12 protein-coding genes are annotated in these 13619 nt (G+C 71.2%); 4 read left to right on the top strand and 8 right to left on the bottom strand.

The features are described 5' to 3' along the window. The 8 genes from mraY to G6N30_RS05015 all read right to left on the bottom strand — a co-directional run bounded on the left by mraY (window position 1) and on the right by G6N30_RS05015 (window position 9409). The gene (gene mraY / locus G6N30_RS05050; protein ID WP_134060593.1) at window positions 1-1080 is read right to left on the bottom strand and encodes a phospho-N-acetylmuramoyl-pentapeptide-transferase; all 1080 of its coding nucleotides are present in this window, start codon (window positions 1078-1080) and stop codon (window positions 1-3) included. Further along, window positions 1077-2576: a UDP-N-acetylmuramoyl-tripeptide--D-alanyl-D-alanine ligase gene (locus G6N30_RS05045; protein WP_134060594.1), complete on the bottom strand. Its 1500-nt coding sequence runs from the start codon at window positions 2574-2576 to the stop codon at window positions 1077-1079. The genes mraY and G6N30_RS05045 overlap by 4 nt, the downstream gene beginning before the upstream one ends. After that, window positions 2573-4129 (bottom strand): UDP-N-acetylmuramoyl-L-alanyl-D-glutamate--2,6-diaminopimelate ligase, encoded by a 1557-nt coding sequence (locus G6N30_RS05040; protein ID WP_134060595.1) that lies wholly within the window; start codon window positions 4127-4129, stop codon window positions 2573-2575. Before G6N30_RS05040 ends, G6N30_RS05045 begins: the two co-directional genes overlap by 4 nt. Before the next feature lie 43 nt (window positions 4130-4172). Next, window positions 4173-6098, bottom strand: coding sequence for a peptidoglycan D,D-transpeptidase FtsI family protein (locus G6N30_RS05035; RefSeq protein ID WP_134060596.1), 1926 nt, complete (start codon window positions 6096-6098; stop codon window positions 4173-4175). Continuing rightward, the gene (locus tag G6N30_RS05030; protein ID WP_134060597.1) at window positions 6095-7183 is read right to left on the bottom strand and encodes a cell division protein FtsL; all 1089 of its coding nucleotides are present in this window, start codon (window positions 7181-7183) and stop codon (window positions 6095-6097) included. The genes G6N30_RS05035 and G6N30_RS05030 overlap by 4 nt, the downstream gene beginning before the upstream one ends. Beyond that, the gene (gene rsmH, locus G6N30_RS05025; RefSeq protein ID WP_407664704.1) at window positions 7180-8301 is read right to left on the bottom strand and encodes a 16S rRNA (cytosine(1402)-N(4))-methyltransferase RsmH; all 1122 of its coding nucleotides are present in this window, start codon (window positions 8299-8301) and stop codon (window positions 7180-7182) included. The genes G6N30_RS05030 and rsmH overlap by 4 nt, the downstream gene beginning before the upstream one ends. Next, window positions 8276-8707 (bottom strand): division/cell wall cluster transcriptional repressor MraZ, encoded by a 432-nt coding sequence (gene mraZ / locus G6N30_RS05020; protein ID WP_134060599.1) that lies wholly within the window; start codon window positions 8705-8707, stop codon window positions 8276-8278. The genes rsmH and mraZ overlap by 26 nt, the downstream gene beginning before the upstream one ends. Before the next feature lie 297 nt (window positions 8708-9004). Beyond that, complete coding sequence (locus tag G6N30_RS05015; RefSeq protein ID WP_134060600.1) at window positions 9005-9409, bottom strand: SCO2097 family morphological protein; 405 nt, start codon at window positions 9407-9409, stop codon at window positions 9005-9007. A 223-nt stretch (window positions 9410-9632) separates the two neighbouring features. Here G6N30_RS05015 and G6N30_RS05010 point away from each other — a divergent pair, with 223 nt between their 5' ends. The 4 genes from G6N30_RS05010 to G6N30_RS04995 all read left to right on the top strand — a co-directional run bounded on the left by G6N30_RS05010 (window position 9633) and on the right by G6N30_RS04995 (window position 13604). Then, complete coding sequence (locus G6N30_RS05010) at window positions 9633-10226, top strand: GNAT family N-acetyltransferase (protein WP_134060601.1); 594 nt, start codon at window positions 9633-9635, stop codon at window positions 10224-10226. 75 nt (window positions 10227-10301) lie between these two features. Continuing rightward, window positions 10302-10934, top strand: coding sequence for an LppM family (lipo)protein (locus G6N30_RS05005; protein WP_134060730.1), 633 nt, complete (start codon window positions 10302-10304; stop codon window positions 10932-10934). A 38-nt stretch (window positions 10935-10972) separates the two neighbouring features. After that, window positions 10973-12052, top strand: a complete 1080-nt coding sequence (gene idsA2, locus G6N30_RS05000; protein ID WP_134060602.1) for a bifunctional (2E,6E)-farnesyl/geranyl diphosphate synthase — start codon at window positions 10973-10975, stop codon at window positions 12050-12052. A 19-nt stretch (window positions 12053-12071) separates the two neighbouring features. Further along, the gene (locus tag G6N30_RS04995; protein WP_134060603.1) at window positions 12072-13604 is read left to right on the top strand and encodes an alpha-(1->6)-mannopyranosyltransferase A; all 1533 of its coding nucleotides are present in this window, start codon (window positions 12072-12074) and stop codon (window positions 13602-13604) included. Window positions 13605-13619 lie beyond the last annotated feature (15 nt).

Raw genomic sequence — 13619 nt, 5'->3', positions numbered from 1 at the left:
TCAAGCTCCGACGGCGGTGAGCCACTCGCTGTAGAACAGCGCCACCCCGAGCCCGCAGGCGATCGCGGTGAGCAGCCAGAACCGGATGATCACGGTGGTCTCGGCCCAGCCCACGAGTTCGAAGTGGTGGTGGAACGGCGCCATCCGGAACACCCGGCGCCCGGTGGTGCGGAACGCCAGGATCTGCACGACCACCGAGGTGACCTCGGCGACGAACAGCGCGCCGAGCACCACGGCGAGGATCTCGGTGCGGCTGGTCACCGACAGACCCGCGATGATGCCGCCGAGCGCCAGCGAGCCGGTGTCGCCCATGAAGATCTTGGCCGGCGCGGCGTTCCACCACAGGAACCCGATGCAGGCGCCCGCGGCCGCGGCGGCCACCAGCGCCAGGTCCAGCGGGTCGCGCACGTTGTAGCAGCCCAGGCCGGGGCTGGTCGCGCACGCGTTGCGGTACTGCCAGAACGTGATCAGCACGTAGGCCGCGCACACCATCGCCATCGCGCCCGCGGCCAGGCCGTCGAGTCCGTCGGTGAAGTTCACCGCGTTGGACCAGGCGCTGACCAGGACGACGCAGAACAGCACGAAGACCAGCGGCGCCAGCGTGACCGTCGCGATCTCGCGGACGTAGGACAGTTCGGGGCTGCCCGGGGTCAGCCCGTCGGCGTTGCCGAACTGCAGGGCGAGCACCCCGAACAGCAGCGCGGCCGCGAGGATGCCGACGGTCTTGGCGGTCTTGTTCAGCCCCAGGTTGCGGGCGCGCCGGATCTTGATCAGATCGTCGGTGAACCCGACGATGCCCAGCGCGGTCGCCAGCCCGAGGACCAGCAGGCCCGACGCCGAAGGCCCCTCCCCGTCGAACGCCATTCCGACGAGGTGGGTGCCGAGGTAGCTGGCCCAGATGCCGGCGAGGATCGCCACGCCGCCCATCGACGGCGTACCGCGCTTCTTGTGGTGGCTCGGCGGGCCGTCCTCGCGGATCTCGTGACCGAAGCCCTGCCGCGTGAACAGCCGGATCAGCACCGGCGTCAACAGGATCGACACCGCCAGCGCGAGGCCGACGGCGATGAGGATCTGTCTCATCGGGCGGTGGTCCCGTCGCGCTCGGCGTCTCCGGCCAGCGCATCGGCCAGCGATCCGAGACCCGCCGAGTTCGACGCCTTCACCAGCACGACGTCCCCGGGCTGCAGTTCCTCGCTCAACAGGGCCAGCGCAGCGTCGGCGTCAGCGACCCGGGTGGCCTCCGCCCCCCACGATCCCTCCATGACCGCCCCCTGATGCATGGCGCTCGCTGACCTCCCGGTTCCGACGACGATGAGTCGTGACACATCTAAGCGCACCGCCAGCCGGCCGATGTTGTCGTGCTCGGATATCGAGTCGTCGCCGAGTTCGGCCATCTCGCCGAGCACCGCCCAGCTCCGGCGCCGCGCATCGCCCGAGCGGGCCATCCAGGCCAGCGCCTTGAGGCCGGCCCGCATGGAGTCCGGGTTGGCGTTGTAGGCGTCGTTGACGATGGTGACGCCGTCGGGGCGCGTGGTCACCTGCATGCGGTGCCGTGACACCGGGCCCGCACCGCCGAGCGCGGTCGCCACCTGCTCGAGGGTGGCCCCGCACTCCAGCGCGACGGCCGCCGCGCACAGCGCGTTGGACACCTGGTGGTCGCCGTGGACGGCGAGCTCCACCGGCACCTCGCCGCCGGCGGTGTGCAGGGTGAAGCGCGGCCGGGCCAGTTCGTCGAGGGTCACCGCGTCGGCCCAGACGTCCGCGCGGCTGTCGCGCGAGACCCGCACCACCCTGGCGGCGGTCACGTCGGCCATCGCGGCCACGGCGCTGTCGTCGGCGTTGAGGATCACCACGCCGTTGGCCGGAACAGATTGTGGCAGTTCGGATTTGGTGGCGGCGATGGCTTCGCGGGAGCCGAACTCGCCGAGGTGCGCGGTGCCCACGTTGAGCACGACGGCGATCGACGGCGTCGCGATCCGCGCCAGCGCGGCGATGTTGCCCGGGTGCCTGGCCGACATCTCGAGCACGAGGAAGTCCGTCGACCGGTCGGCGCGCAGCACCGTCCACGGGTGGCCCAGTTCGTTGTTGAACGAGCCGGGCGGGGCCACCACCTCACCGAGCGGGGCCAGCACCGCGGCCACCAGATCCTTCGTCGAGGTCTTGCCCGACGATCCGGTGATCCCGACGATGCGCAACCCGCCGTCGACCAGCTCGGCGGCGACCGCGGCGGCCAGTCGTGCCAGCGCCGCCAGCACCGCGGCACCCGCACCGTCGGTATCGAATTCGAGCACCCCGGCGCCCTCGGGCCCCTCGGCGGGCGGGGCGATCACGGCGGGCACCCCCACCGGGCGGGCGGCCAGCACCGCCGCCGCCCCCGCGGCGACCGCGGCGGCGGCGAAGTCGTGGCCGTCGGAGCGGGCGCCCGGCAGCGCGAGGAACAACCCCCCGGCGGTGACGGCGCGCGAGTCGAATTCGACGGTGCCGGTGATCCGCGTGGCGGCCGCCTCCTCGGGCGTGATGTCGGCCAGCCGACCGCCGACGATCTCGGCCACCCGGGCCAGGGTCAGTTCGATCACCCGCGCTTCTCCAACAGTTCGGCCAGTTCGACGCGGTCGTCGAACGGGCGGGTGGTGCCACCTGCGGTCTGGCCGGTCTCGTGGCCCTTGCCGGCGATCAGCACGATGTCGCCGGGCCGCGCCCAGCTCACGGCGTGGCCGATCGCCTCGCGCCGGTCTCCGATCTCGACGATGTCCGCGCTGCCGCCGACTGCGCGAGCGCCGGCCACGATCGCCGACCGGATGGTGGCCGGATCCTCGTCGCGGGGGTTGTCGTCGGTGACGACCACCAGATCGGCCAGTTCGGCGGCGACCCGCCCCATCGGTTCGCGCTTGCCGGCGTCGCGGTTGCCGCCCGCCCCGAACACCACGGCCACCCGTCCGGTGCCGATCCGCTGGTCGCTTCGCTCCTGCCCGCCGGAACCCTGGCCGCGCAGCGTCTCCAGCACCGCACGCAGCGCGCCGGGTTTGTGCGCGTAATCGACGAGCGCGAGGAAGTCCTGTCCGCGGTCCACTGCTTCGAGCCGGCCGGGGACCGTCGCGGTGCGCAGACCGGGCGCGGCCTGTTCGGGCGAGACGTCGACGGCGTCGAGCAGCGCCGCGGCCAGCAGGCAGTTCGCGACGTTGTAGTGGCCGGGCAGGCCGATCCGCAGTCCGTGGTGCACGCCCGCCGGGTCGACGGCGGTGAACTCCTGCGCGCCCGCCTCGACGGCGCGGATGTCCTCGGCGCGCCAATCCGCCGGCCGGCCGGCGGCGCTGACCGTCAGCGCGCGGTGGGCGCGGGTGGCCATCGCCCGGCCCGCGTCGTCGTCGACGCACACCACCGACACCTCGGCGTGCACGCTGGACCGCGGGTCGAACAGCCGCGCCTTGGCCTCGAAGTAGTCCTCCATCGTCGGATGGAAGTCGAGGTGGTCGCGGGACAGGTTGGTGAATCCACCCGCCGCGAAGTGGACGCCGTCGACCCGGCCGAGGGTCAGCGCGTGGCTGGACACCTCCATCACCACGGTGTCGGCGCCCTGTTCGACCATCACGGCGAGCAGCGCCTGCAGGTCCGGGGCCTCCGGGGTGGTCAGCGCGCTGGGCTGGTCGCGGCCGTCGATGCGGATGCCGACGGTGCCGATCAGCCCGGCCACCCGGCCGGCCGCCCGCAGGCCGGCCTCGATGAGGTAGGTGGTGGTGGTCTTCCCCGAGGTGCCGGTCACGCCGACGACGCGCAGCTGCCGCGACGGATGGCCGTAGACGGTCGACGCCACTTCACCGAGCACCGCGCGGGGTTCGGGGTGGACGAGCACCGGGACCGTCGCGTCCGCTCCCAGCATGCCCGCCCCGGCGGCATCGGTGAGCACGGCGACCGCACCTCCCGCGACCGCCTCGCCGACGAATCGGGCGCCGTGCGCGGACGAACCGGGCAGCGCGGCGAACAGGTCGCCGGCCACGGCGTCCTGGCCGCGCAGCGTCACCCCGGTGACCCGGATGTCGGGTACCGGAACTCCGGCGGCGGGAACCGCCTGCACCTGCTCGGCGAGGGCACCGAGCGCGTGTCCGGCGGGATGGCTGGGGCGCAGCTTCATGGCCCTGACACAGTACCCAGCCCCGACCGGCCTGCCTCGTCGGTCAGGTCGCCTGCAGGGTCAGCGGCGTGCCGGGCGGCGAGAGCGGCACGTTCTCCCGCTGCAGCAGCCACGAGGCGATGTTGTGGAACAGCGGGGCGGCCGAGGAACCCGGAGAGCCGTCGGCGGCACGGTGCGGCGCGTCCATCATGATCCCGATCACGTACCGGGGGTCGTCGACGGTGGCCATCCCCGCGAAGGTGATCCAGTAGACGTCGCTGTAGTAGCAGCCGCAGGCCGGGTTGATCTGCTGGGCGGTGCCGGTCTTGCCCGCGATCTGGTAGCCCTCGACCGCGGCGGCGGGCCCGGTGCCCTGCTGCTCCCCCATCGGATCGCGCTGCACGACGGAGCGGAACATGTTGCGCACGGTCTGCGCGGTCTGCGGCGACACCACGCGGACACCCTCGGGCCGCTCCTCCTCGGTGCGGGTGCCGTCGGGTGCGATGGTGGCCTTGAGGACACGCGGCGGGACGCGCACGCCGTCGTTGGCGATCGCCTGGTACATCCCGGCCATCTGGAGCAGCGTCATCGAAAGACCTTGTCCGATGGGCAGGTTGGAGAACGAGCTGCCCGACCACTGGTGGATCGGCGGCACCAGACCCGCGCTCTCACCGGGTAGCCCCACACCGGTGCGCTGGCCGAGACCGAACTTCTTGAGCATCTCGGCGAACCGTTCCTGCCCCACGCGCTCGGCGAGCATCAGGGTGCCGACGTTCGACGACTTCCCGAACACGCCGGTGGTGGTGTACGGCATGGTGCCGTGGTTCCACGCGTCGCTGACGGTGACGCCGCCCATGTGGATGGAGCCCGGCACCTGCAGCACCTCGTCGGGGTTGGTCAGCCCGTACTCGATGGCCGCGGCGGCGGTGATGATCTTGTTGACCGACCCCGGCTCGAACGGCGAGGACACCGGCAGGTTGCCGATCTGGCGGTTCTCCTGACGACCGATGTCCTGGCTGGGGTCGAAGGTGCTGTCGTTCGACATCGCCAGCACCTCAGCGGTTTTCGCGTCGAGCACGACGGCCGAGACGTTCTTGGCGCCCGAGGCGTCCTTGGCCATCTGCACCTGCTGCTGGACATAGAACTGGATGTCGTCGTCGATGGTCAGCTGGACCGTCGAACCGTCGACCGCGTCGTGGCGGTTGCGGTAGCTGCCGGGGATGACCACGCCGTCGGAGCCACGGTCGTAGGTGACCGAGCCGTCGGTGCCGGCCAGCACCGCGTCGAGTGAATCCTCCAGACCCAGCAGGCCGTGGCCGTCCCAGTCGATGCCGCCGACGATGTTGGCCGCCAGCGAGCCGCCCGGATACTGCCGGATGTCCTGGCGCTCGGAGCCCACCTCGGGGAACTTCTCGGTGATGGCATCCGAGATCACCGGATCGACCGCACGCGCGAGGTAGACGAAGGTCTCGTTGCTGTTGAGCTTGCGCAGCACGGTTTTCGCGTCGGGCTTGTTGTTCAGCCGTGCCGCGACCTCGTCGGCGATCTCGGCGAGCCGGCGTTTCGGCTCAGGGGCCTCCTCCGACTTCGCGCGCGCCTCCTCGAGTTGCTTGCGCACCCTGACCGGCTGGAAGGTCAACGCCCGCGCCTCGATGGTGAACGCCAGCTTGTCCTGGTTGCGGTCGACGATGCTGCCCCGCACCGCCTTCTGCACGTCGGTGACCTTGAGCTGGCTCGCCGCCTCGGCACGTAACCCCTCCGCGCGAGGCACCTGCAGGTTGAACAGCTGGGTGCCCGCGACGAGCAGCAGGACGAAGATGACCGCGTTGCCTGCGCGGTGCCGGAAGACGAATGACGAACTGCTGAGCCCGGAGTCGCTCGTCACCGCCTTGCGGGTCCGGCGCGCCTTGGCCGAGCGGCCCTGCGGGGACGCCTTGGGCGCGCGGGTGCGCCGGGGCGCGCCGGGCTGCCGGTCGCGGCGGGGGCTCATGCCGGCGGTCCGGGTTGCACGGGCGCCTGCGGTGCGGCGAGGTGGTCGAGGCCCAGCGGTACCGGCGCCGGCGCCGGGGCGATCAGCGCCGGGTCGACCGGTGCGGGCGCCGGGGCGGACGGCACCACGGCCGGGTCGGCCGGGGCGATCGGTGCGGGCGCCGCGTCGAGAGGTGCGGCCGCGGGTGCCGGTACCGGGGCGACCGGTGCCGGTGCCGCGTCGAGAGGTGCGGCGGCGGGCCCCGGGACCGGCGGCTGGGCGCCGGGTGCGAGGTGCGGCACGTCACCGGCGGCGGCGGTCGGGGCCTGCGGCCTGGTGGTCACCCGCACGGGCACCTCGCGCGGGTCGACGGCTCGCGGGTCGATCGCACGGGGCGCGGCCTGGGCGGGCGGTCGCGGCGGCGCGGGTGTCGCGTCGGGGATCGGGGTGTTCAGCGGCGGCGGCGGGACACCTTCGGCCGGTTTGGGGGTGCCGACCACCACCCAGTTGCCCGCCGGATCCTGTACCAGGTGGGCGGTGTCGCGGGACGGGATCATGCCGAGGTTGCGGGCGGCTTCGGCCAGGGCGGGCGCCGCCTGTGCCTCGAGGACGTCGCGCTCGAGGGCCTCTTTCTGTTGTGCCAGTGCCTGATTGGTCTCGCGGGCCTCGCCGAGCTGGTAGGACCGTTCGGCCGCGCCGGTCGACAGCCACAGCGTGATGCCGAGACCGAGGCCGAGTGAGCCGATGACCAGCACCACGAACGGCACCCGGGCGATCAGGGCCTTCGGGTTCAGTTCGACCGACGACAGTCTGAGCAGTAACCGCTCCCGCAGCGGCGGGCGGACGACCTTGGGCGCCTTGGCCTTCCGGGCCTTGGCGCGGGCCTTGGCCTGGCTGGCGTTCTTCGGCCGTGCCGGCAGCTCCGCGGGCCGCGCGATCGGCGCGGTCTGCGGTGCCGATCGCGAGTCGCGGGTCGGTCTGCCGGTCCGGGTTCTCGCCGAGCGCGGGGACGCCTCGACTCCCCTGCGCGCCGCCTTGCGGACCGGCTGGCGCGGTGCCCGCCGTCGCTCGTCACCGCGCACCGGTGCAGATCGCTTGGCCTTCATGGCGCGTCCCTTCTGGCCGTGTCCAGCCTGCCGGCAACCTTCTCCAGTGCGCGCAACCGAACGGGTGCGCTACGCGGATTGCGTTCGATCTCCTCCGGGGTGGCCCGTTCGGCGCCACGGGTGAGTGCGACGAATTCGGGCTCATGGCCCGGTAATTCGACGGGCAGGCCAGGCGGGGTGCGCGATGCGGTGGCCGCGGCGAACTCCGTCTTGACGATGCGGTCTTCGAGCGACTGGTAGGCCATCACGACGATCCGGCCGCCGGTGTCGAGTGCGGCCAGCGCGGCCGGCACCGCGGCGCGCAGGGAGTCCAGCTCGCTGTTGACCGCGATCCGCAGGGCCTGGAAGGTGCGCTTGCCCGGATGCCCGCCGGTGCGCCGGGCCGGAGCGGGGATCGCGTCGTAGAGCAGCTCGACGAGTTCGCCGGTGGTGTTCAGGGGCCGGCGCCGCACGATCTGCTTGGCGATGCGCCCCGCGAAGCGTTCCTCGCCGTACTCGCGCAGGATCCGGGCGATCTCTTTCTCCGGGAAGGTGTTGACCACCTCGGCCGCGGTCAGCGGCGCATCGGTGTCCATCCGCATGTCCAGCGGGGCGTCGGTGCTGTAGGAGAAGCCGCGTTCGGTGCGGTCGAGTTGCATCGAGGACACACCGAGGTCGAACAGGAATCCGCTGACGTCCTCGGCCCACGCGCCGGAGCGGGCCAGCGCGTCGTCGATGCCGTCATAGCGCGTGCGGACCAGCAGTACGCGATCCCCGAACGGGGCCAGGCGGTCGCCCGCGATCTGCAGGGCCTGCGGATCGCGGTCCAGGCCGATGAGACGCAGTCCGGGCAGGGCGGTCAGGAACGCGTGGGCATGTCCGCCCGCGCCCAGGGTGGCGTCCACGAGAACCGCGCCGCTGCCGTCGGAAGCGCGGCGCGTCAGCGCGGGGGTCAGCAGCTCGACGCAACGATCCAGCAGGACCGGAATGTGCTCCATCGCCACCCCCGGGCTGTGTGCCCCTGCAGCGAGGTCCCTGTCCGAGTTGGCGGACCTGGCGTCGGGGAAGTACGCCAGGGCCGGTTCGGACAGAGGCCACGCTGCACGGGCCGATTCAGATGATGTCGCGCAGAGTTTCATCAGTCGCCGCGGAGAAGTTTTCTTCGTGGGCCTGCTGGTACTCCTGCCACGCCGCCGCGTCCCAGATCTCGAGGTAGTCGACCGAGCCGATCACCACGCATTCCTTCGACAGGTTCGCGTAGCGGCGGTGATCGGCCGACAGCGTGATCCGGCCCTGGGCGTCGGGGTGTTGTTCGTCGGTCGCGGCCGCCAGGTTCCGCAGGAAGGCGCGCGCTTCGGGATTGCTGCGCGACGCCTGCGAGGCCCGGCGGGCCAGTTTCTCGAATTCCGCACGCGGATAGACGGCGAGGCTGTGGTCCTGGCTCTTGGTGACCATCAACCCTCCTGCCAGTGCGTCGCGGAACTTGGCGGGCAGTGTGAGCCGCCCTTTGTCGTCGAGCTTCGGCGTGTAGGTGCCCAGAAACATCCTGGCCACCTCCCGCGCCACCCGGAGCTCCGGTTGCTCCGCTGCACGCCACTTTACCCCACAATCCCCCACTTTGCGCCATTGCTCGGCGCCGGATTGCCACGACGCCCCACTACGGGCCCGAAACGCTCGGACATTGCGCCATGTCGGCGACTGCCCACGCGCGGTCGAGCCGGGATAACCGCAGCTCACGGCATCACCGATGCCGGTGGGGCGTTGTGGGGGAACCCGCCCTGAGGGTGGGCACGAAAAAAGGGGCAGCCCCGGACGGGGCTACCCCTTCAGCGTGTCAGCAGGCTATTCGTCGAAGCGCCGGCGGAACCGGTCCTCCATCCGACTGGTGAAGGAACCGCCCGATCCCTTCCCCCGCTTCTGCCGCGGCCCACCGGGCTGCGGCGCCGAGCGGTCGCGGCCGCCCGCCACCCGGGGGCCGGTGATCGCGTAGACGACGCCGCCGAACATCACGATGAAACCGATCACCGAGAGGATCGGGAAGCTTCCGATCATGGTGGCCTTGAACGCGACACCGGAGACCAGCATCGCCAGCCCGACCACGAACAGGGCCGCGCCCTGCAGCCGGCGGCGGGCCGACGGCGCTCGCAGAGTCCCACCGCGCACACTCGACGCGAATTTGGGATCCTCGGCATAGAGCGCGCTCTCGATCTGATCGAGCATGCGCTGCTCATGATCGGAGAGTGGCATTCGTCCCTCCTCGCCGCCTGCGGCCATTCGTTCAAACTCGTGCGTGCCCGCGTTCACGGACCTCTAACAGTCATGATACGAGGTCGATCTGAGCCGTACCACCTACTTCGCCCCACGATTGTATGACCTCCGCCGCCCCCGGAAGGACACTGGCCGTCCGCGGAGATAATGGGACCGACGACTCCTGCGAACACACCGCGCGACGGACCGAAGGGCAACGACATTGGCGCCTCATCTCATCGATCTGTCGCCGACCGACATGGAGCGCCGACTCGGCGAAGCGCTCGGCATCTATGTCGACGCCATGCGCTACCCCCGCGGCACCGAGGAACAGCGCGCGTCGATGTGGATCGAACACACCCGGCGCCACGGCTGGAAGGCTGTCGCGGCGGTCGACACGCCGGCCGACGCGGCCGACACGCCGGACGATCTGATCGGCGCGCCGCTGCTCGGGGTCGCCTACGGGTACTGCGGGGCGCCCGACCAGTGGTGGCAGCAGCAGGTGGTGGCGGGCCTCAAGCGGATCGGCGCCGCACAGGACCGCATCGACGAGCTCATGACCAGCTACTTCGAATTGACCGAACTGCACATCTCACCCCACGCCCAGGGCCACGGCCTCGGTGAGGCGCTCGCCCGCCGGCTGCTGACCGGCCGCGAGGAGAGACATGTCCTGCTCTCCACACCGGAGATCAACGGGGAGGCCAACCGGGCCTGGCGGCTCTACCGCCGCCTCGGGTTCTCCGACGTCATCCGCGGCTACCACTTCGCCGGTGATCCGCGGGCGTTCGCCATCCTGGGCCGCGCACTGCCGCTGTAGACCGGCATCTGGCACGATGACCCCGTGCATGCCCGCCGACAACGCACCCGCCTCGTGGCCTGGGTGTTGCTGCTGATGATGCTGCCCATGGTGGTCGGGTGTGTGCGGGTACGTGCGTCGATCACGGTGTCCCCCGACGACCGGGTGTCCGGACAGATCGTCGCCGCGTCCAAACCGCGCGGACCGGACGACAAGGGTCCGCAGCTGCTCAACAACCTGCCCTTCGCCACCAAGGTGGCGGTCTCGGACTACAACCGCGACGACTACGTCGGCTCGCAGGCGGTGTTCTCCGACCTGACCTTCGCCGAACTGCCGCAGCTGGCCAACATGAACCGCGATGCCGCGGGCGTCGACATCTCACTGCGCCGTGCCGGCGATCTGGTGATCCTCGAAGGACGCGTCGACCTGACCTCGGTGAGCGACCCCGAGGCCGACGTCTCGATGTCGGTGGCGTTCCCCGGCGAGGTGACCACCACCAACGGGGACCAGGTCAGCGCCGAAGTCGTCGAGTGGAAGCTGAACCCCGGCGTGGTGTCGACGCTGAGCGCGCAGGCGCGCTACACCGACCCCAGCGCGCGTTCGTTCACCACCGCGGCCATCTGGCTGACGGTGGCCACGCTGGTGGTGGCCGGCATCATCGGCGGGCTGGCGTGGCGCAGCCGGGATCGTTCGCCCACCCTCGCCGACCCGTACACGACCGACACCTGAGCGCACGCACGACCGAGAGAAAGGGGCGCCCGCTGAGCGTGGATGCCGCGGCTCCGACAGCCGCCGAGTTGGCCGAAGCCGTCACCGAGCAGCTGCGGGACTACCTGTCCGCCCGCCGCCGCGATGCCGCCTACATCGGCAACGACTATGCGGAGCTGACCGCCGCGCTCGAGGAGTTCGTGCTGCGGGGCGGCAAACGCCTGCGTCCGGCCTTCGCCTACTGGGGTTGGCGCGCGGTCGCCGACCGGCCCGCCGACAGCGGCGTCCTGCTCCTGTTCGCCGCCCTGGAACTGTTGCACGCCTGCGCCCTGGTCCACGACGACGTCATCGACGCCTCGGCCACCCGCCGCGGCCTGCCCACCGTGCACCGACTGTTCGCCGACCGGCACGCCCAGCAGCACTGGCACGGTTCCTCCGAGCAGTTCGGGCTGTCGGCGGCGATCCTGCTCGGTGACCTGTCACTGGTGTGGGCCGACGACATCGTGGCGTCGGTCGACGTGCCGCGCGACGCGCAGCGCCGGGTGCAGCGGGTGTGGGCCGACATCCGCACCGAGGTGCTCGGCGGCCAGTTCCTCGACATCTTCGCGGAGGCCAGCGGTGCGGTGTCGGTCGCGTCGGCGATGAAGGTCAACACCTACAAGACCGCCTCGTACACGGTGTCGAGGCCGCTGCAGCTGGGCGCGGCCGCGGCCGCCGACCGGCCCGACGTGCAGGAGATCTTCCACCAGCTGGGCACCGACATCGGGGTGGCGTTCCAGCTGCGCGACGACGTTCTCGGCGTCTTCGGCGACCCGGCCGTCACCGGTAAACCGTCCGGGGACGACCTGCGGTCGGGCAAGCGCACCGTGCTGCTGGCCGAGGCCGTCGAACTCGCCGACGAGAAGGACCCTTCGGCGGCCGAGCTGCTGCGGTCCTCGATCGGCACCGATCTGAGCGAATCGCAGGTGCGGGAGATGTGCTCGGTCATCGAGTCGGTCGGCGCACTGGCTGCGGTCGAGGAGCGCATCGCACTGCTGACCCGTCGCTCCCTGGAGTTGCTCGCCGCCGCGCCGATCGACCCGCAGGCCAAGACCGGGTTGACCGAACTCGCCAGATTGGCCGCCAACCGGTCCGCGTAGTCCGACGCCACCACAGACGATGGTCACACCCACCCCGACTGAGGCCCCGAAATCCAGTGCAGCTCAGCACGTTTCACGCCTGATCGCGTTCGCCTCGTCGGCGTCGGCGAAACCGGCGCTGCTGGGCTGCCTGGGTGCGGTGCTGATCACCGCGGGCGGACTAGGCGCAGGCAGTACCCGGGTCCACGATCCCCTTCTCGAATCGCTTCACCTGTCGTGGCTGCGGTTCGGCCACGGCCTCGTGCTGTCCTCGGTGCTGCTGTGGGCCGGGGTGGCGACCATGCTGCTGGCCTGGCTGTGGCTGGGCCGCCGGGTGGTCGACCGCACCGCCGACGAATACACCATGGTCGCCACCACCGGGTTCTGGCTGGCGCCGCTGCTGCTGAGCGTCCCGGTGTTCAGCCGCGACACCTACTCCTATCTGGCGCAGGGCGCACTGCTGCGCGACGGCTTCGACCCGTACGTCGTCGGCCCGATCGCCAACCCCAACCCCCTGCTGGACGACGTCAGCCCGATCTGGACGACCACCACCGCGCCGTACGGCCCGGCGTTCATCATGGTCGCGAAGTTCGTCACGATGATGGTCGGCGAGGACGTCGTGGCCGGCACGATGCTGCTGCGGCTGTGCATGCTGCCCGGACTGATCCTGCTCATCTGGGCGGCGCCGCGGGTGGCGCGCCACGTCGGCGCCAGCGGCGCGGCCGCGCTGTGGATCTGCGTGCTCAACCCGCTGGTGATCATCCACCTCATGGGCGGGGTGCACAACGAGATGCTGATGGTCGGGCTGATGATGGCCGGCCTGGCGCTTCTGTTGAACCGGCATCCCGTGGCCGGCGTGGCGGTGATCGTGGTCGCGGTCGCGGTGAAGGCGACCGCCGGGCTGGCGCTGCCGTTCACGGTGTGGATCTGGATGCGCCAGCTGCGCGACCGGCGCGGCTACCGTCCCGTCCCCGCCTTCGCCGCGGCCACCGCCGCCGCGGTCCTGATCTTCGTGGCGGTGTTCGCGGTGCTGTCCTTGGCCGCCGGCGTCGGGCTGGGCTGGCTGACCGCGCTGGCGGCCGGCAACGTCAAGATCATCAACTGGCTGACCCTGCCGACGGCGGCGGCGAACCTGACCAACGCGATCGGCGGGCTGTTCCTGCCGGTGAACTTCTACGCCGTCATCGACGTCACCCGCATCGTCGGGCTCACGATCATCGCGGTCTCGCTGCCTCTGCTGTGGTGGCGGTTCCGGCACGACGACCGGGAGGCGCTGATCGGCATCGCCTCGGTGATGCTGGTGGTCGTCCTGTTCGTGCCCGCCGCACTGCCGTGGTACTACACGTGGCCGCTGGCGGTGGTGTCCGCGCTGGCCACCTCACGGCGGTCGATCGCGCTGATCGCCGGGTTCTCCACCTTTATCATGGTGATCTTCAAACCCGACGGCGCGCACGGCATGTACTCATGGGCGCACGTGCTGATCGCCGCGGGATGCGCTGTGCTGGCGTGGTATTCACTGGCGAAAGTCGACCGCGGAGCGGTCAGTAAGCCACGACCGCGGAGCGGTCAGTAAGCCACGACCGCGGGG

The sequence above is a fragment of the Mycolicibacterium litorale genome, assembly GCF_010731695.1.
Classification (GTDB): domain Bacteria; phylum Actinomycetota; class Actinomycetes; order Mycobacteriales; family Mycobacteriaceae; genus Mycobacterium; species Mycobacterium litorale.
This window is presented reverse-complemented; position numbering and strand designations above follow the sequence as displayed.

Coding starts and splice junctions, on each gene's coding strand:
- mraY (WP_134060593.1), bottom strand. CDS start 1,080: ATGAGACAGATCCTCATCGCCGTCGGCCTCGCGCTGGCGGTGTCGATC.
- G6N30_RS05040 (WP_134060595.1), bottom strand. CDS start 4,129: ATGAAGCTGCGCCCCAGCCATCCCGCCGGACACGCGCTCGGTGCCCTC.
- G6N30_RS05035 (WP_134060596.1), bottom strand. CDS start 6,098: ATGAGCCCCCGCCGCGACCGGCAGCCCGGCGCGCCCCGGCGCACCCGC.
- G6N30_RS05030 (WP_134060597.1), bottom strand. CDS start 7,183: ATGAAGGCCAAGCGATCTGCACCGGTGCGCGGTGACGAGCGACGGCGG.
- rsmH (WP_407664704.1), bottom strand. CDS start 8,301: ATGAAACTCTGCGCGACATCATCTGAATCGGCCCGTGCAGCGTGGCCT.
- mraZ (WP_134060599.1), bottom strand. CDS start 8,707: ATGTTTCTGGGCACCTACACGCCGAAGCTCGACGACAAAGGGCGGCTC.
- G6N30_RS05015 (WP_134060600.1), bottom strand. CDS start 9,409: ATGCCACTCTCCGATCATGAGCAGCGCATGCTCGATCAGATCGAGAGC.
- G6N30_RS05005 (WP_134060730.1), top strand. CDS start 10,302: ATGATGCTGCCCATGGTGGTCGGGTGTGTGCGGGTACGTGCGTCGATC.
- G6N30_RS04995 (WP_134060603.1), top strand. CDS start 12,072: ATGGTCACACCCACCCCGACTGAGGCCCCGAAATCCAGTGCAGCTCAG.